An 18,240-nucleotide genomic window follows, 5' to 3' on the forward strand; every position below is an offset into this window, starting at 1 on the left:
CTCAATAGGGGTCGATGGCATCGCGCAAGCCATCGCCGAGTGCGTTGAACGCGAAGACGGTGATCAGCACGATGCCGACGGGCGACAGAATCCAGGGATAGGACCCGATGACGGAATAGGTCGAGGTGTCCTGCAGCATCAGCCCCCAGGAGATCAGCGGCGGCTTGACCGCGAAGCCGAGGAACCCGAGGAAGGATTCAAGGAGCACCACGCTCGGAATGGCCAGCGTCACCGCGACGATCACGTGGCTCATGACATTGGGGAAGATGTGCTGGAGGATGATGCGCCGGTCGCTGGCGCCGACCGCGATGGCGGCACGGACATAGTCGATCCGGGCGAGCGCCAGCGTCTTGCCGCGCACCTCCCGCGACATCTGCGCCCAGCCGAGCGCCGACATGACACCGACCACGAAGACGAGGAACACATGCGTAGGCGCCGTGACCGGGATCAGCGAGGTCAGTGCGAGGTAGAGCGGCAGCTGCGGAAAGGCGAGAACGAGCTCCACGAAACGCTGCATCCAGGCATCGAAGCGGCCGCCGAAATACCCCGAGACCATGCCGACCGTGGTGCCGACGACGGTAACGATGAACACCACGGTCAGGGCAATCGATAACGAGATCCGCGAGCCGTAGAGCATGCGGGAGAGGACATCCCGCCCGAACTTGTCGGTTCCGAGGAAATGGATCGGCGAACCGTCCTGCGTGCCGATCAGGTGGCGATCGAGCGGAATGAGGCCGAGCAGCCGATAGGGCGCGCCCTTGACGAAGAGCCCGATGATCTGCGGGTTGTCGTAATCCGGGCCGATGATCGGCTGGAACGTAACCGGATCGAGTTCGTCCGTTTCCCGCACCGGGTAAACCCGTGGAGGGAAGACGAAGTTGCCGTCCTTGTCGGTGAAGCTCGGCAGTTGCGGCGGCGAGAAGCCCACATTCGTCGCTTTGGGATCGACCGGCGACAGGAAATCCGCAAAAACAGCCGAGAAGAGAAGCAGGCAGACAAGGATCAGGCCGAGCATGCCGGTCCAGGATTTCCTCAGCCGCCGCCAGACGAGCGACATGTAGCTCTCGTTGCGGTGGCGCTCGCCCGTCTGGGGTGCGGCCTCGTGCTGCTCCGCCTCGGATGTCGCGATCGGCAGTGTGGCCTGGGTTTCGAAGCTCATGCGGTGGCCCCTCCCATCTGGCGGACGCGGGGGTCGAGGGCTGCGAGCAGCAGATCGGCGATGATGTTGCCGACGATGAGGGTGGCCGAGAGCACCAGCATGAAGGTGGCGGTGACATAGACATCGCCCACGGCCATGGAGCCGACGATGGCGGGGCCGACGGTCGGCAGGGCGAAGATGATGGCCGTCTCGATCTCACCGGTCAGCATGTAGGGGAGGACGACGCCTTGGTACATGACCAGCGGATGCAGCGCATTGGGCACCGCATGGCGCATGATGACCTTGCGCTCGGAGAGACCCTTGGCGCGGGCGGTTTCGACATATTGCGCGTTCAGCGTGTCGAGCAGATTGCCGCGCATGACCCGCATATTGTAGGCGAGGCCGCCGAAGGTGGCGATGGCGATGACCGGCCAGACGTGTTTCAGGAGGTCCACGAACTTGCCCCAGGACCAGGGGGCGCCGCCGTAGCGGGCCGACTGGAACGAGCCGATCTCGCTGACATTGAAGTGGAACACCATGATGTAGACGATAATCAGCGCCATCAGGAATCGCGGCACCGTCATGCCGAGGAACGAGATGCCCGAAAGCAGCGTATCCACCCAAGTATATTGTCGCGTGGCCGCGAGGATACCGAAGGTGATGCCGATGACGGAGGCAAGGATGTGGCAGACGAGTGCCAGCGCCAAGGTCCGGGGCAGGCGTTCGCCGACCACTTCCGAGACCGGCTTGTTGTAGAACAGGCTGTGGCCGAAATCGCCGCGCGTGACGATGCCCGTGATCCAGTTGACGTATTGGAGGGGCAGCGGCTTATCGAGGCCGTTTGCGATCTTGTAGGCCTGCGCTTGGGCGTCGGCTTCCTCGAAGGACGCGCCGCCCTGGTTGATCGCCTGCGAGCGGATATAATCGCTATAGTCGCCGGGTGGCGCCTGGATGATGGTGAAGGTGACGACGCTCAGGACAAAGAGCACCGGCAGCGCGGAGGCGATCCGCACAAGCAAAAACCTGAGCATGTCGTATCCTTTGGGGAACGGGCCGCCGGACGCGACGCTGCCATGCGCCCGTGCGGTCATTTTTCTCTGCCGCCGGAACGCCCGGCGGCGGTGATGTCAAAGGGCCGTGCTCCGATCAGTTGATCGGACCGGACCACGATCAGTTGATCGGGCCGGGATCTCCGGGCTTGCCGGGAAGCTGCTGCTTGAACAGTTCGTAATCGCCCTGCTTGTCGGCGCTGACGAAGACGCGTTCGCGCAGGATCGTATCTTCAGCCCAGTTGAACATGTAGATCGGTGCGCCCGGGGGAATGTTGGAGAAGCGCTTGTTGATGATAAGCGCCCCCGGATACTCCGTCAGGCCGACCGTATCGACGTTCTCGGTCGCGATCTTCTGATACTTCTTCATCAGGTCCTGCCGTTCGGCATTGTCATTGGACGCGATGAAGCTGTTGACGGCCGCGACCATTTCCTTTTCGAACGGCATCAGATCAACCGTTCCGTCCGGTCCGGCACGGTGATGCCAGCTGGTGCGCGGGCCGACCGGGGCCAGCTGCGGCGTGTTCTGGACCACGGAGGAGATCTCCGAGGTATGGCGCATCAGCGTCCAGTCGAACCGGCCGGCATCGCGCGCCGCATCGCGTTTGACGCCGTCGAGCGAGTTGAGCGTGACCTTGATGCCCAGCTGCTCCATCTGCCCGATTATGCCTTCAGCCAGATTGCGATCCGTACCGTAGTCGGAGGTCGAGAGAAGCACGATCTGCACGTCATCACCGCCCGCGGTGCCCGCGGGGAAGTTGACGAAGCCGTTGCCTTCCGTGTCCTTCAGACCGATTTTCTCCAGGAGCGCCTTGGCGCCCTCCAGATCGAAGGGATAGTAGACGGTCGACTGTCGGTCGTAGAAGCTGGTGCCGGACGAGATGCCGCCGGGATAAATCGAGGTGAATGGCCCCTTCACGAGGCTGTCGCCGATCTTCTTGCGATCGACCGCCATGGTGATCGCCTTGCGGAAATCGGGATTGCGGTTGAGCTCGCGCACGGCCTTGGTCCGCTCGTCCGGGTCGCCCCAGCCATTGGCCGAGAAGTTCATGTGCAGGTTATAGCCGATAAGGCGCGCGCCGAAGGCGAGACGGGCAGGGGCACTTTCCTGTGCCGCACGCTTCAGGCTCTCGACAAAATTTTCCGGCTGCTCGAGGTTCGAGAAATCGCCGGAGCCGGCAATCGCCTGCACGTCGCGGTCGGCCCAAGTCGAGAGCTTGTAATGCAGCTCGTTGACGTAAGGCAGCTGGTGGCCGGCTTCGTCAACCTTCCAGTAATAGGGATTGCGACGCAGCACGATCATGTCGTCCGGCCTGTAGGAGACGGGGACCCAGGCACCCATGACCGGGATGTTCATGTACTGGGCGGGGAAGCCGTTCTTGTACTGGTCGTAGGTGAAGTCCTTGTTGTACTTCGGATGCTTGGTTTTCAGGATATGCGCCGGGCCCGGGCAGAAGGTGCCATAGGCCATGGCGAAAAGGTGCTGGCGAGGGAAGGCTTCCTTGAAGGTCCACTCGACCGTGTAGGCATCGATGGCTTTCAGTGTCGTGCCTTCGCCGAACGTCTCAGGCGAAGCGCCGTTGAGCGGCGTTACATTGGGATCGACCACATTGTCGTTCCAGTAGAACATGACGTCGTCGGAGGTGAACTCGACGCCGTCGGACCATTTCGCGCCTTCGACGAGATGCATGGTCAGCTTGTGGCCGTCCTGCGACCACTCCCAGCTTCGCGCGAGGTTCGGCAGCGGCTCGACGTCGGTCGCTTCGACCTGAAACAGCGGTGCGGTGCGCGTCAGGCACTCCGACATGGCGATGTCGATGCCGCCCCAGCCCTGTGTCTGGCCCGCCGAATAGTTCCAGCCTTCCGGCCGTCCGCCGATGACATGGCGCAGGGTATCGCCATAGACGCCGATGCCGTCCGGCATATTGCCGGTCTTGTAGACCAGCGGCTCCTTCGGCAGGCGCTGTTCGACCGGCGGAAGCTTGCCGGTCGCGACGAACTTTTCCGTCACCCAGTCCGGCTCGCTGTATTTCGGCAGCGCCTTGAACTCGAGAATCGAGTCGCGCGGCACATAGGTGATCTTGCCTTGCCCCGGAAAGGGCGGCGCTTCCGGCGCGACGGTCGGCTCGGAGGCCGAGGCGGTCATTGCGAAGGCGGATACGCCGAGCATCAGCGCGGCGACGGCCCTCAAATGGCGGTTCGATGTCATGGTCCTGTCTCTCCCTCAATCTCTGCCGGTCCGGTTTCCCCGGCTGCGGCACTCCTCCGGAACAAGCCGGTCCGCCTCTCCTCCAGAAGCGGGCCGTCTCATGGTCAAGCCGTTGTTAGCTCGCAGCCCGCAGTTCGGCCTTCTCGGCCCTCAACTCCTCGATGGAGCGGACTTCGCGGCGGGCGACGCCCTTCCAGTCGCGGGTCTTCACCGTAGCATGCTTCAGGCGTTCGCGGGCTTCCGGAACGGCGTGCGCATATTGCGGCAGCCATTCGGCCTGGGCGACGACCATCTCGTCCACCATCTGCCAGACCTCGTCCGGCGTGCAGATCGCGCCGACCAGCGGGTCGTGCAGCACGGCAAGCTTCAGGAGATCGATATCGCCGGATATGGCGGCATGGACGGACATGCGCTGCACGTTGATCGAGGCTATGCAGGTTGCCGCGCAGGCTTCCGGCAGCGTGATGCCGGCGACCATGTTGATGCCGAAGCGATCGACGAAGCCGGGCGACTCGATGATGGCATCGGCCGGAAGATTGGTGATGACGCCATTGTTCTTGACGTTGAAGTGCCCACGATAGACACGGCCCGTTTCCAGCGCCTCAAGAATATGGCTGGCATGTTCGTTGGAACGCTTGGCCGGATCGAGCGGCTTGCCGGCGCTTTCCAGAAACTGCGGAAATTCGGTTTCGAACCAGTTGCGCGTTTCCGTGGAGTAGCGCAGATAGCCGCCGGTCTCGCCGTGGATCCAGTCGGACATGTCGATCCAGCGGGTGATTTCCTCCGGCCGCTTGCGATACCATGGCAGGTACTCGGACAGATGACCGTTGCTCTCTGTGGAGTAGACGCCGAAGCGCTTGAGGACGTCGATGCGCAGCTTTTCCTGCTGCGAGAACACGGGATGCGCTTCGAAGGCGGCGACCAGCTCGTCCTTGCCGATCTTGCGGCCCTTCAGGCGAATATCCGTGAACCAGGTCTGGTGGTTGATGCCCGAGCAGATGAAGTCAAGTTCGCCGTCCTCGGCACCGAGGATTTCGGCGATCTGCTCGCCGCCATGCTGGACGCCGTGGCAGAGGCCGATCGTGTCCACCTTGCCGTATTCGATCGCAGCCCAGGTGTTCATGGCCATGGGGTTGGCATAGTTCAGGAACTTCGCGCCGGGTTCGGCAAGCTCGCGGATGTCCTTGCAGAAGTCGAGAATGACGGGAATGTTGCGCTGGCCGTAGAGAATGCCGCCGGCGCAGATCGTGTCGCCGACGCACTGATCGACGCCGTATTTCAGGGGAATGCGGATATCGTCCGCATAAGCGCCGAGACCGCCGACGCGGACGCAGCTGATCACATAGCGCGCACCTTCGATGGCCTTTCGGCGATCCGTCGTTGCTGTCACCTTGGTTGGCAGGCGGTTGGCTTCGACGATGCGGTCGAGGATCGTCTTGATCATCGAGAGGTTCTGCTCGCTGATGTCGGTCAGTGCGACCTCGATCTCGGCGAATTCCGGTACGGACAGGATGTCCGTGAAAAGCTTCTTTGTGAAGCCGACGCTGCCTGCGCCGATGATGGCGATCTTGAAGCTGCTCATGGCGGTCTCTATCCTCCGAATGGGTCTTGTCGTTCAGCCGGGTAAAATCGCGCGGTGCAGGCCAGGCGTGAAGCCATTCAGGCTTCCCGTTCGGCTGTCATTTGGCGCTCTGTACTCTCCCGGTATTGCTCCCTTGGGCGGCATTATGCGTATAATATCGAAGCGTGATAGAGAGGGATTGTGCTTTCATGGGTAATTCTATGCTGCAAAGATTGATGGCCAGCGGGCCTTGCATGAGGACCGTTTCCCTGCCACGCGGTCGGCATCGGCTGCACACCATGCCGACGAGCACCGGTTACGAGATCCGCGAAAAACCCAACTACGACTGGGACGGGCGCAAGCGCGGACAGACGCCGTTCACGGTTTTGCAACACACGATCTCCGGCGCCGGCAACCTGCGTTATGACGGGCGCGCCTACCGCGTGATACCCGGCGAAACCCTGCTGGTCACCGTGCCGGACAATCATCGCTATTGGCTGGAACCCGGCGGGCGGTGGGAGTTCTTCTGGATTTCCATGAATGGCGAGGAGGCGATGCGCCTGCACCAGGCCATTCTCTCCGCCAACGGACCTATCCTGTTGCTCCAGCCGGAAACGATCGAGCACCTTGCCGATTGCAGCTACCGGCTGATCCATGACGGCGGGGAAATGCCAGGACGGGCCTCGGCCATCGCCTATGAGGCGGCGATGGCGCTTTACGACGATGTCTTCGGGGCGCATCCGGTGTTCGGGCAGGAATATCGCACGATGCAGCATGTCCTGAACCATATCGCCGACAATCTGGAGAAGCCGCTGCCGGTGGAGGAGCTCGCGCGCGTATCCGGGCTCAGCCGCGCGCATTTCTCCCGCGTCTTCAGCGCCACAGAGGGCATGCCGCCGGCAGAATTCGTGATGCGCAAGCGGCTGCAACGCGCTGCCAAGCTGTTGACGCAAGCTGCCAACCTTTCGGTCAAAGAGATCTCGCTGATGTCGGGCTTCGAGGAGCCCAATTACTTCGCCAAGGTCTTCCGCCGGCATTTCGGTGCAAGCCCGACGGAATTTCGCACGACAGGCATGTATGCAAGCGTTGTCGAGCCGCGGGGCGTGTCGGAGGAGGGCGCCTGACCCATCAGGGCGAACGCCGAGATCATATAAGTCTTACAGATTTCCTAACCTCTGCAAATCCGAGGCATGCGGCTCTTGCATACGTCACCTGAGGCTTTCGCGCTGGTCGATGTTGCGGTGCACGCGTATAAAGGTCTCAACACAGCGAAAGAGACGAAACAAGGGTTTCGCCAACGCTGGAGACCTTGGAAAGGGGATCATCATGAACGTAGCACGCTCCTTCAATAACTGGCGCAAGTATCGTCAGACGGTGACCGAACTCGGCCGCATGTCGACGCGCGAACTCAACGACCTCGGCATCTCCCGCTCCGAGATCACCAGCGTCGCCCGCGCTGCCATCCGCTAAGTCCGGGACTGGGGTTTCCGCTTAAGTGGAAGCTGCACGGATCATCTTGCTTCACGCCCGCGATTGCCGCGGGCGTTTTGCGTTTTGGGCATCGTCAGGGGTCAAAAATGAATTCTGGCCTTACGCATGGTGTGGCGCGATCTGCGCAACGATGAGGTTCGACAATGCATCGACCAGCGCTGCGTCGGCGCCACGTCTCTGCACCAACACGAATTCCACATCCGCAAGCGGCGGAAGACGATCTGCCGAGACCTCGCGCAGGCCGCTTGGCGCCATGCTGCGGGGCTGGACCAGAAACCCCATGCCCGCCCGCGCTGCGGCCGTCAGCCCGCTCAGACTGCCGCAGGTGCAGACGATCCGCCAAGGCATGCGTGCCGCGTCAAGCGCCTCCTGCGCGATGCGCCGCGTGATCGAGGGTGGGGGGAAGGCGATGAGCGGCAAGGCGTTTCCGCGGGACAGCAGGAGATCAGGGTCCTGTGCAAGCCAGACGAGCGGCTCGCGATAGAGTAGCCGCCCATGCGTTTCGCCGATGTGACGCTTGGCGAGCACCAGATCGAGATCGCCGGCATCCTGCATCTGATTGAGCACGGCACTGAGGGCAACTGTCATTTCGAGATCCACCAGCGGATAGAGGCGGATGAAGTCCGCAAGGATCGCCGTCAGGCGGCTGGCCACGACATCCTCCGAAACGCCGAGCCGCAACCGCCCGCGCAACCGGTTCTCACCAAAGAGCGCCGCGACCTTGCCATTCAGATCGAGCATGCCGCGGGCGTGGCCGAGAAGCGCTTCTCCCTCCGCCGTCAGCCGCACCTGGTGCGTATCGCGGAACACCAGTTGTCGCCCAAGCGCTTTTTCCAGTCTCTGGATATGCTGTGTGACCGTAGACTGACCGATGCCGAGACGCAGAGCCGTCTCCGTGAAGCTCCCGGTTTGCTCAAGCATGACGAAGCTGGCGAGATGGGTGAGGTTGAGCACGGTTATCGGACTTTATAATGACTGTTAGTGTTTGCATCTTGAAACATGATAAGCGATGACGCGACGCAACTTCAAGGCAAGACCTGTCCCCAGAGCCATCAAGGGATCACCACCATGCGCCGCTACCTGCCCGATACCTTCACCGTCCTCCTCGTCTGCACCGTCATTCTTGCGTCGCTCCTGCCGATCCATGGCCGATATGCTGACGTGTTCGATATCGCGACGGACATTGCGATCGGGCTCCTGTTCTTCCTCCATGGCGCGCGCCTGTCGCGCGATACCGTGGTGGCGGGCGCGCTGCACTGGCGGCTGCACCTGACGATCCTTCTGACGACGTTCTGCATATTCCCGCTTCTGGGCCTTGCCATCGGCCTCATCCCCACGTCGGTTCTCGCCGCCCCGCTCTATACCGGCATTCTCTTCCTCTGCGTCCTGCCCTCGACGGTCCAGTCCTCGATCGCATTCACTTCGATGGCCGGCGGCAATGTGCCCGCAGCCATCGTCGCGGCCTCCGGCTCCAATATCTTCGGCATGTTCCTGACGCCGCTGCTGACGGGCCTCGTCCTGTCCACCACGGGCGGCGGCGGGTTTTCCTGGGAGGCGCTGCAGAGCATTCTTCTGCAGCTGATGCTGCCCTTCGTCGTCGGGCAGATCCTGCAGCCCTGGATCGGCAACTGGATCCGCTCGCGCAAGAAACTCCTGATGCCCGTCGATCGCGGCTCCATCCTGATGGTCGTCTACCTCGCGTTCTCCGAGGCTGTCATGGAAGGGCTGTGGCACACGTTCTCGCTCGGCGATATCGCCGCCGTCATTCTCGTTGATATGGCGCTCCTGGCCACTGTCCTCTGCATCACCATGTTCGGCAGCCGCCTTCTCGGCTTCTCAAAGGAAGACGAGATCACCATCACCTTCTGTGGATCGAAGAAGTCGCTGGCCAGCGGCGTGCCCATGGCCAATGCCATCTTCGGCAACGCTTCTTCCTCCGTCGGTGCCATCGTGCTGCCGCTGATGCTGTTCCATCAGATCCAGCTCATGGCTTGCGCCGTGATCGCCCAGAAATATGCAGCGCGACTGAAGGACAAGGCGGAGGTAAAGCCGCTCGCCGCCTGAAGTGGTTTTGAGGAGGCTATCTGTAAGCGGGTATGCACGATGAGGCGAAGAAACTGTTCGCATGTGCGAATGCTGGTGCGCACGTAAACCATCGTTTAAAATTCACGCCGTATGGTGCCGTCATTCGTTGTTCGTATGGCTTGAGGCATTTTGTGAAACACATTCCGATCATTGGCAAATTTTTGAGCCTGATGGGCGTCTTCGCGCTCTTCTCCCTGGGGGTTGCGTTCTACTCGGGCGATCGGATCATGAGAACCGATGACGCCTATTCCGCGCTGCTGGCCCAACAGTCGAAGGCCGCCACGGAACTCGCTCTTGCCAACCAGGCATTCCAGACCGCACGGGCTGCGGCCGGCACGCTGATGATCGTCACCACCGAGGCGGCGAAGGCAGCGGCAACGGCCGAGCTTCAGGCTGCCAAAACGCAGTTCGGCACAGAAATGGACGCGGCACTGGCTGCAACGCCCGAGAACGCACGAATCTCCGAACTGAAGACCAAAGGCCTGTCCATCCTCAATGAGGCCTGCGGCAATGCCTTTACGCGCGCGGCGGGTGCACGGGGCTCGCAGGATCGCCTGAGCGCGCAGGGCGCCTTCCTGCGGGAATGCGAGACGCAGTTCGCCCCCATGAGCCAAGCCATGGCGGAGGAAACCAACGAGCTCCTCGTCATTGCCAATACGGAGAGCGACGTGCTGACGACCGGATCGATCCACACCTACTGGGTGACGATCGCCTTGGTTGTCGTGGGAACGCTGACCGTCATCCTCGCGGCATTCTTCGCTATCCGGGCCTGGCTTGTGCAGCCAATCGATGCGCTGGGTAGCGTCATGCAGCGGCTGGCAACAGGCGACCTCGACGCCGATGTCATCGGAACCGATCGCCGCGACGAAGTGGGCGGCATGGCGCGCGCCGTGGAAGTGTTCAAGGAAAACGGCTTGAAGGCGCGTGCGCTGGAAACGGAAGCCGTGCAGCAGCGATCGCTGAGCGAAGGCGAGCGGCGGCGCCAGGTCGAACTGGAGCGGGAGCGTGCCGAAGCCATGGCGCAGGCAACCAGCGGGCTCGCCAAGGGTCTGACGCATCTTGCTTCCGGCGATCTCAGTTTCCAGCTCACCGAGCGCTTCGCCGACGACTTCGAGACGTTGCGTACGGACTTCAACCGGGCCGTCGAGCAGCTTCGCGACACGCTGAGCGCGGTTGCGGACGCCACCGGCTCGATCGACAGCGGTTCGCGTGAGATCAGTCAGAGCGCCGACGACCTGTCGCGCCGGACCGAACAGCAGGCAGCCTCGCTCGAGGAAACCGCAGCGGCTCTCGATGAAATCACCGCCAACGTCGCCAACTCCTCCAAGCGCGCGGACGAAGCCCGGACGATTGCCGTGCAGGCCAACGACAGCGCTCGCCAGTCCGGCGCCGTGGTCACCAGCGCGGTCGATGCGATGAGCAAGATCGAACAGTCTTCCAACCAGATTTCCTCGATCATCGGCGTCATCGACGAAATCGCCTTCCAGACGAACCTGCTGGCCCTGAACGCCGGTGTGGAAGCCGCCCGTGCCGGGGAAGCCGGCAAGGGCTTCGCGGTGGTCGCGCAGGAAGTGCGTGAACTCGCCCAACGCTCGGCCAAAGCTGCCAAGGAAATCAAGGACCTGATCCGCAATTCTTCAGGCGAAGTGCAAAGCGGCGTCCAGCTGGTCAGCCAGACAGGCGAAGCGTTGAAGACGATCGAGACCTACATCGTCACGATCAACCAGCACATGGATGCGATCGCGACCTCATCGCGCGAACAGTCGGTCGGCCTCGCCGAGGTCAACACGGCCGTCAACCAGATGGATCAGGTGACGCAGCAGAACGCGGCGATGGTGGAAGAGGCCAATGCGGCCGGTGCCACGCTCGCCACCGAAGCTGCACGGCTGAAGGATCTGGTCGCGCGCTTCCAGTTCGGCGGCGCATCGGCATCCTATGCGTCGGCAGCGCCGTCGCAGCCGGCACCCCGCGTCAAGACACCGAGCCGGCCCGCGCTCGCGACAGCCACACGCGCCGTTCCCGTCGCGTCTCCGGCCCGCAAGATGGCGAACACGCTCGCACGTGCGTTCTCCGGCGGTTCCGCCAGTGCCGCACCGGCCGCAGCCGCGGCACAGGACAATTGGGAAGAGTTCTGATTAACGCGGCTATCCTGCCCCGTCATGAAGAGAGGCCCTCGGCGAAACCGGGGGCCTTTTTCTATGGGGAGGCATCCACCGGCTTCATGCCGAGAACGAGGGTCGGCCAGAATTCCGATATGGTGGGATGGATCGGTACGGCCCAGCGCAGGTCGTCGTAGTGTGCGCCGACATTCATCATGTCGAGTACGCCATGAATGGCCTCGTCGCCACCCGTGCCGAGAATGGCAGCGCCCAGGATCTCGCGCGTGTCCGCATCGGCGATGATCTTCATCAGCCCTTGCGTCTCCCCTTTCTCGACGGCCCGTCCGACGCGCGCCATCGGCAGACGTCCGACGAGGATCCGCCTGCCGGAGGCGCTGGCCTCCCGTTCGCTCATTCCGACACGGCCGAGTGGCGGGTCGATGTAAAGCGCATAGCCTGGCAGGCGGTCGGAAACCTTGCGGGTCTCGCCATCCAGCAGGTTCGCCGCGATGATTTCAAAATCATTGTACGCCGTATGGGTGAAGGCGCCGCGGCCGTTGCAGTCGCCCATTGCCCAGATGCCGGGCGCGCTGGTGGCGAGCGCGTCATCGACGATGATGTAGCCGCGTTCATCCAGAGCAACACCGGCGGCGTCGAGCCCGAGATCATCCGTGTTGGGTTTACGCCCCGTGGCGAGCAAGATGTCGGAGCCGCGAATGTCTGGCTCGCCCTTCGTGCAGTTCACACCAACGATGACGTCTTCGCCGTCGCGGGAAAAGCGGATGCACTCTGCTGCGGTTCGAACCGCGATGCCTTCGCCCTCCAGCACCGCTTGGATCGCGTCCGATATTTCCTCGTCTTCTCGCGCGACGAGTCGAGGCCCTTTTTCGACAATGGTCACCTCGGCTCCAAAGCGATGGTACATCTGGGCGAATTCCAGACCGATATAGCTGCCACCGACGATAATGAGGTGTTTCGGCACACGCTCTAGCATGACGATGTCGCTGTTGGTCATAAAGGGAACGTCATGGATTCCGGGGAAATCCGGGATGGCGGCCCGGCCGCCGACATTGATGAAGATCTGCGGCGCGAACAGGCGCTCGTCGCCGACACGTACCGTCGTGCGATCCTCGAACCGCGCATGGCCGCGGATCAGGGTGCAGTTTTCAAGCCCCTCCAGCCATCGCTCGTTGCTCATGCGGCTGTCGAGCGTGATCTTGTGCGACCGGCGGAATACGGAGGGCATGTCGATCGTCACGTCTCCGCCGATGACGACGCCAAAATCCGCGGCGCGCCGGGCGATATGGGCGGCGTGAGCACTGGCGACGAGCGCCTTGGTCGGCTTGCACCCGGTGTTGACGCAGGTTCCGCCGACATGCTTGCGCTCGATGATGGCGACGGAGCGCCCGGCGGCGGACAGGCGAGCGGCGAGCGACGGGCCGGCCTGTCCGGCACCGATGATGATCGCGTCGAACGTTCTCATGCAGGGATCGGCATGGACGCCGAGACGGGCAGGGCGCTCATGATGAGAAACGCTCCGATGATGGCGATAGCGTCCTCGACAAAGGCTGCCGGCCGATCGCGGCCGAAACTTGCTGCGAGGCGGGCCCGCAGAGCGGCTCCACCGAGGGTGCCGGCGATGGCGCCGAGGAGACCGGCAACGAGGCAGATCAACCAGCCGCCGGAGGGCGTTCCGATGATCGCACCGCAGAGCGCGCCGACCACGACGCGGGTGGCGAACTGTACCGGCACCTTGCGGCTTGGCGTTGTCGGCAACTGGTCGGTGACGTATTCGCCGATTGCCAGGACGGTGAGGAGTCCGGCCGCCCAGATCGAGCTCATGAAGGATGCCCAGGAGCCGGAGAGATCGATCCATCCGAGCGTAGCGGCCCAGGCAATGGCTGCCGGCGCGGTCATGGCGCGCAGGCCGGCGATGACGCCGATCAGGAATGCAAGAAACAAGAGCATGAAACCTCCAAGGCCGGATCGGCATTCGCAATGCAATCACAGACTGACATTGTGGACAAGGGCCATGCGTAGCTGCGCTGTTCTACTGATGAAGCGCCACACGGTCGTGCCCTTCGATTTCTGCATAGCTGCACTGCAACATTGCCTCTCGTAAGGGCAGGCGTCTCGGCGTAAATATTATCTCAACGAAGCGATGCACCTCCTCCCGCGTCCCTTCGTAGTTCGAACGCTCCCCTCCTCCTCCCAGGATCGTTCGAAGGAATGGCGACATCCTCCTCCCAGTCGCTGTTCGGTTCTTATCGAAAAGCCTGCCGCACCTCCTCCCGCGGCAGGCTTTTTCGTTTTGAGCCTATTGCTTGCTGCTCCCCAAGTGCCGAGAGACCTACAGACCGAGATCGAGCTGCGGTTCCTCGCTCGTGTCGGGACTCGCGCCGTTCGTCGTCAGCGATGACAGCGTTACGCCGAGAAGCCGCACAGGCCGGCGAAAGGGATGGACCGTCGCCAGCAACTGGTCGGCGACCTCAAGAACATCATCGATACGAGCAAAGTTCGCCGCCAGCGTTCGCGCGCGCGTCGCCTGCGTGAAATCCGCGTATTTGATCTTCACCGTCACCGTTTTGCCGGTGATGTCATGCGCCTCGCAGTACCGCCAGACCTTCTCCGCCAGCGGGCGCAGTTCGGCCTCGGCGAGGACGAGGTCGGATATGTCCTCGCTAAAGGTGTCCTCGGCGCCGACCGACTTGCGAATACGGTCCGGCCGCACGCGCCGCTCGTCGATGCCGCGCGCGATCCCGTGGAAATACGCGCCGGATTTGCCGAAATGCTGCTGGAGATAGGCGAGCGGCTTCGTTTTGAGATCAAGGCCCGTCTCGATGCCGTGCTTCTTCATCCGCTCGGCCGTGGCCGGGCCCACGCCGTGGAATTTCTTGACCGGCAGGGCCTCCACGAAGGCCGGGCCGTTCTTCGGCGTGATGACGAATTGACCATTGGGCTTGCGCTGGTCCGACGCCATCTTGGCGAGGAACTTGTTATAGCTGATGCCCGCCGAGGCCGTGAGACCGGTGGCGGCGAAGATCCGGGCGCGGATCTCGGCGGCGATCTCGGTTGCGATCTCCATGCCTTTCAGGTTTTCCGTTACATCGAGATAGGCCTCGTCCAGCGATAGAGGCTCGATCAGAGGCGTGTATTCCGCAAAGATCTCCCGGATCTGCTGCGACACGGCGCGGTAGACCTCGAAACGCGGTTTGACGAAGATCAAGTCCGGGCATTTGCGCTTGGCGGTGACGGACGCCATGGCGGAATGCACGCCGAACACTCGGGCTTCGTAGCTCGCTGCCGCCACCACGCCCCGTGCAGCCGATCCGCCGACGGCAAGGGGCTTGCCGCGAAGCTCCGGGTTGTCCCGCTGCTCGACCGAGGCATAGAAGGCGTCCATATCGACATGGATGATTTTGCGCACCGGGGCATCCCGTGGCTCCACGCTTTCCCCCGGTACAGCATCGGGAACGGGTGCGGCCAGCGCTTCTGCCAGATCCTGAGCCTCGCGGGCCGCCGCTCTTGCTGCCGTTTCCGGCCTATCGGAAGCGCCCGTCTGCACGGCCTAGCTCCACATGCCGCGCATGCGGGCGGCGACGTCGATGCGGATTTCCCGCGCGCTGCGTTCCGAGGCGGAGGCTGATACCAGCGGCCAGGTCGCGCTCTCGAAGAACTGGAGCAGCGTCGCTGGAATGAAGCGGGTTCGCGCGGCATAGACATGCCGATCGCCCTGCGGGTTCTGCCCGTGGGTGAAAAAGCGCTGCGGCGTGATCAGCGCCAGACTGTCTTTCGCGCGCGTCATGCCGACATAGAGAAGGCGGCGCTCCTCCTCGATTTCCTGCGTCGTCCCGGTTCCCAAATCGGACGGGATGCAGCCATCGACCACGTTCAGCATGAAGACGGACCGCCATTCCTGCCCCTTGGCGGAGTGGATGGTCGAGAGGATGAGATAATCCTCGTCCAACAGCGGCACGCCGGCCTGGTCGCTTGTGGCATCCGGAGGATCGAGCGTCAGTTCGGTCAGGAAGCGCTCACGCGAGGCATAGCCGGTGGCGATCTGCTCCAGTTGCAGGAGGTCCGCCTTGCGCGTTTCGGCGTCCTCGTGGATGCGGTCGAGATGCGGCTCGTACCACATCCGTGCGAGACCGATCTCCGCCGGCCAGCCCGGGCCGGACTTTCGCAGGCTTTCTAGCATGGTGACGAAGCGGCTCCAGTCGTCACCGGCACGGGGCGGAGCGGGGATTTCGGCCAGGGCTGCGAGCGGCTCGGGATCGGCCGCGATCGCATCGAGGATCTTGCCCGCCGTCTGCGGGCCGACGCCCGGCAGCATCTGCAGCAGCCGGAAGCCCGCCACCCGGTCGCGCGGGTTCTGCGCGAACCGCAGCACGGCCAGCATGTCCTTCACATGCGCGCTATCGAGAAATTTCAAACCGCCGAACTTCACGAAGGGAATATTGCGCCGCGTCAGTTCGACTTCAAGCGGCCCGCTGTGGTTCGACGAGCGGAACAGCACGGCCTGCTGCTTCAGCGTCATGCCGGTTTCGCGGTTCGCCAAAACCTGTTCGACGATGAAGGCGGCCTGATCCGTCTCATCTTTCACCGTCACCAGCTTCGGCCGCTCGGCCGACTGGCGCTCCGTCCAGAGATTCTTGGTGAACCGTTCCCGCGCGAGATCGATGACGCCATTGGCGGCGGCGAGAATGGTCTGGGTCGAACGATAATTGCGGTCGAGCGTGATCACATCCGCCGCCGGGCTGAAGGAGGCGGGGAAATCGAGGATGTTGCGAACGGTGGCGGCGCGAAAGGCGTAGATGGATTGTGCGTCGTCGCCGACCACGGTCAGGCCGCGACCGCCGGGCTTCAGCGCCATCAGCACCGAGGCCTGCAGCCGGTTCGTATCCTGATACTCGTCCACCATCACATGGTCGAAACGATCCCCGATATCCTGCGCAAGGCCGGGATCGGACACCATCTGCGCCCAGTAGAGCAGGAGATCGTCGTAATCGAGCACGTTCTGGGCCTGCTTGGCGGCGACATAGGCAGCAAACAGTGTCTTCAGCTGCGCTTCCCACCCGGCGACCCAGGAAAAATGCAGGCGCAGCACGTCGGTCAGCGGTGTCTGCGAATTCACCACCCGGGAATAGATGGACAGGCAGGTGCCCTTGGTGGGAAACCGGCTTTCCATCTTGGAGAAGCCGAGTTCGTGACGCACGAGGTTCATCAGGTCGGCACTATCTTCACGGTCGTGGATGGTGAAATCGATATCGAGGCCGATCTGCTCGGCGTACATCCGCAGCAGGCGCGCGCCGATGCCATGAAACGTGCCGGACCAGGAAAGGGCGTCGGTCAGAACGCCCGCGTTAGCGCCGAGCACCTTCCGGCAGATCCGCTCGACCCGCCGCGCCATCTCGGACGCGGCGCGGCGCGAAAAGGTCAGCAGAAGGATACGCCGGGGATCGGCACCGTGAACGATGAGATGGGCGACGCGGTGCGCGAGCGTATTGGTCTTGCCCGATCCGGCGCCCGCGATGATCAGCAGCGGACCTGCGACCGTGTCGGATGTTGTCCCGTTGGAGACGATGCCGTGCTCGACGGCTTGGCGCTGCCGCTCGTTCAACGTCTCCAGATAGGCTACTGCCGCCATGCCGTCTTCCCCGTCCTGCCTGCATGTTCCGGAACAAGACGCAGAATCGTCGCGCCGAGGACTTGGGAACAAATAACGAACATATCAGCCAGGGAAAAGCTTGAACAGGGCTGTCGCGAGCCAAACGGGATCGCAGCGCGTTAACGGGTGGTCGATGACCGCTATCATGCCTTTGGTGCTGGCCGGAATCTTCCTGGAGCGTTACATCGTCAAAGGCCTCACGGCGGGAGCCGTGACGTGGGCATTCAGAGATCGCGGCGGGAGCCGCGACGAAGACGTAATGGGAGGTTTTCTTGCTGAAGAATATTCATCCGGCGCTCGGCGCCGACGTGCTGCATGCACTCCGCTCCATGGGGCATGGCGATACGCTCGTCATATCGGACACCAATTTTCCGACCGATAGCGTCGGGCGACAGACGGTCATCGGGCGGCCGCTGACGATGGCCAATCTGAGCGCACCCCAGGCGATCGCCGCGATCCTCTCGGTGCTGCCGCTGGATACGCCGCTGCAGAATTCGGCGGGCCGCATGGAAGTGATGGGCGCACCGGACGAGGTGCCGGATGTGCAGCGCGAGGTTCAGGCGGAGATCGACCGTGCCGAGGGCAAGCCTTGCCCCATGTACGGGATCGAGCGCTTCGCCTTCTACGATCTGGCGAAGAAGGCCTATTGCGTCATCTCGACGGGGGAAACGCGGTTCTACGGCTGCTTCCTGTTCACCAAGGGCGTCATTCCCCCGGCCGGCGCGTAAATCCCTCTCCTTTCTGATCGCGATGACGCCAGCAGGCAGGCAACAGCATGGCCGCCCGGGTATTGCCGAGCCCGTCCTCGGCAATACCCGGAAGCTCGACGCGATTGCGGCGGCGGCTATCGGTGGGCCTCGCTGATGGGTTACACAACAGTCAGCCTACGGCGGGCATCCATGGGGCATGAGATGTCCATGAGCAAAAAAGCATAAAGCTT

14 protein-coding genes are annotated in these 18,240 nt (G+C 62.8%); 5 read left to right on the forward strand and 9 right to left on the reverse strand.

The annotated features are described in order from the left end of the window. Position 1: 1 nt before the first annotated feature. From G8E10_RS06960 to melA, 4 genes are all read right to left on the reverse strand, one after another. Positions 2–1,159 carry an ABC transporter permease gene (locus G8E10_RS06960; RefSeq protein WP_110802511.1) on the reverse strand — a complete coding sequence of 386 codons (1,158 nt, stop codon included), beginning with the start codon at positions 1,157–1,159 and terminating at the stop codon, positions 2–4. Further along, the gene (locus G8E10_RS06965) at positions 1,156–2,169 is read right to left on the reverse strand and encodes an ABC transporter permease (protein ID WP_132714785.1); all 1,014 of its coding nucleotides are present in this window, start codon (positions 2,167–2,169) and stop codon (positions 1,156–1,158) included. The genes G8E10_RS06960 and G8E10_RS06965 overlap by 4 nt, the downstream gene beginning before the upstream one ends. A gap of 139 nt (positions 2,170–2,308) precedes the next feature. Next, on the reverse strand, positions 2,309–4,396 hold the full coding sequence (locus G8E10_RS06970; protein ID WP_132664978.1) for an ABC transporter substrate-binding protein: 2,088 nt from the start codon (positions 4,394–4,396) through the stop codon (positions 2,309–2,311). A 115-nt stretch (positions 4,397–4,511) separates the two neighbouring features. Next, positions 4,512–5,978, reverse strand: coding sequence for an alpha-glucosidase/alpha-galactosidase (gene melA / locus G8E10_RS06975; RefSeq protein ID WP_110802508.1), 1,467 nt, complete (start codon positions 5,976–5,978; stop codon positions 4,512–4,514). A gap of 188 nt (positions 5,979–6,166) precedes the next feature. On the opposite strand from melA, the gene G8E10_RS06980 reads away from it, so the two are divergent. Both G8E10_RS06980 and G8E10_RS06985 read left to right on the forward strand, forming a co-directional pair. After that, complete coding sequence (locus G8E10_RS06980) at positions 6,167–7,081, forward strand: AraC family transcriptional regulator (RefSeq protein ID WP_110802506.1); 915 nt, start codon at positions 6,167–6,169, stop codon at positions 7,079–7,081. A 202-nt stretch (positions 7,082–7,283) separates the two neighbouring features. Continuing rightward, positions 7,284–7,427 (forward strand): DUF1127 domain-containing protein, encoded by a 144-nt coding sequence (locus tag G8E10_RS06985; protein WP_082475727.1) that lies wholly within the window; start codon positions 7,284–7,286, stop codon positions 7,425–7,427. 120 nt (positions 7,428–7,547) lie between these two features. Here G8E10_RS06985 and G8E10_RS06990 read toward each other — a convergent pair whose 3' ends face one another. After that, positions 7,548–8,402: a LysR substrate-binding domain-containing protein gene (locus G8E10_RS06990; RefSeq protein ID WP_110802504.1), complete on the reverse strand. Its 855-nt coding sequence runs from the start codon at positions 8,400–8,402 to the stop codon at positions 7,548–7,550. A 114-nt stretch (positions 8,403–8,516) separates the two neighbouring features. Between G8E10_RS06990 and G8E10_RS06995 the strand changes: the two genes are divergently transcribed. Next, positions 8,517–9,512 carry a bile acid:sodium symporter family protein gene (locus tag G8E10_RS06995; protein WP_110802502.1) on the forward strand — a complete coding sequence of 332 codons (996 nt, stop codon included), beginning with the start codon at positions 8,517–8,519 and terminating at the stop codon, positions 9,510–9,512. Positions 9,513–9,664: 152 nt separating this feature from the next. Further along, on the forward strand, positions 9,665–11,668 hold the full coding sequence (locus tag G8E10_RS07000) for a methyl-accepting chemotaxis protein (RefSeq protein ID WP_110802500.1): 2,004 nt from the start codon (positions 9,665–9,667) through the stop codon (positions 11,666–11,668). Positions 11,669–11,729: 61 nt separating this feature from the next. Here G8E10_RS07000 and G8E10_RS07005 read toward each other — a convergent pair whose 3' ends face one another. From G8E10_RS07005 to G8E10_RS07020, 4 genes are all read right to left on the reverse strand, one after another. Further along, a complete protein-coding gene (locus tag G8E10_RS07005) occupies positions 11,730–13,115 on the reverse strand; it encodes an FAD-containing oxidoreductase (RefSeq protein WP_110802498.1) in 1,386 nt (461 codons plus the stop codon). Further along, positions 13,112–13,600 carry a DUF4126 family protein gene (locus G8E10_RS07010; protein WP_110802496.1) on the reverse strand — a complete coding sequence of 163 codons (489 nt, stop codon included), beginning with the start codon at positions 13,598–13,600 and terminating at the stop codon, positions 13,112–13,114. The genes G8E10_RS07005 and G8E10_RS07010 overlap by 4 nt, the downstream gene beginning before the upstream one ends. A gap of 382 nt (positions 13,601–13,982) precedes the next feature. Further along, positions 13,983–15,035 (reverse strand): DNA polymerase IV, encoded by a 1,053-nt coding sequence (gene dinB / locus G8E10_RS07015; protein ID WP_245420196.1) that lies wholly within the window; start codon positions 15,033–15,035, stop codon positions 13,983–13,985. A 165-nt stretch (positions 15,036–15,200) separates the two neighbouring features. Then, entirely contained in the window at positions 15,201–17,279 is a 2,079-nt protein-coding gene (locus G8E10_RS07020; RefSeq protein ID WP_110802494.1) for an ATP-dependent helicase, read from the reverse strand. A 293-nt stretch (positions 17,280–17,572) separates the two neighbouring features. On the opposite strand from G8E10_RS07020, the gene G8E10_RS07025 reads away from it, so the two are divergent. Beyond that, on the forward strand, positions 17,573–18,028 hold the full coding sequence (locus G8E10_RS07025; RefSeq protein ID WP_110728900.1) for an RbsD/FucU family protein: 456 nt from the start codon (positions 17,573–17,575) through the stop codon (positions 18,026–18,028). Positions 18,029–18,240: the final 212 nt, after the last annotated feature.

Source organism: Ferranicluibacter rubi (assembly GCF_011603255.1).
Lineage (GTDB): Bacteria > Pseudomonadota > Alphaproteobacteria > Rhizobiales > Rhizobiaceae > Ferranicluibacter > Ferranicluibacter rubi.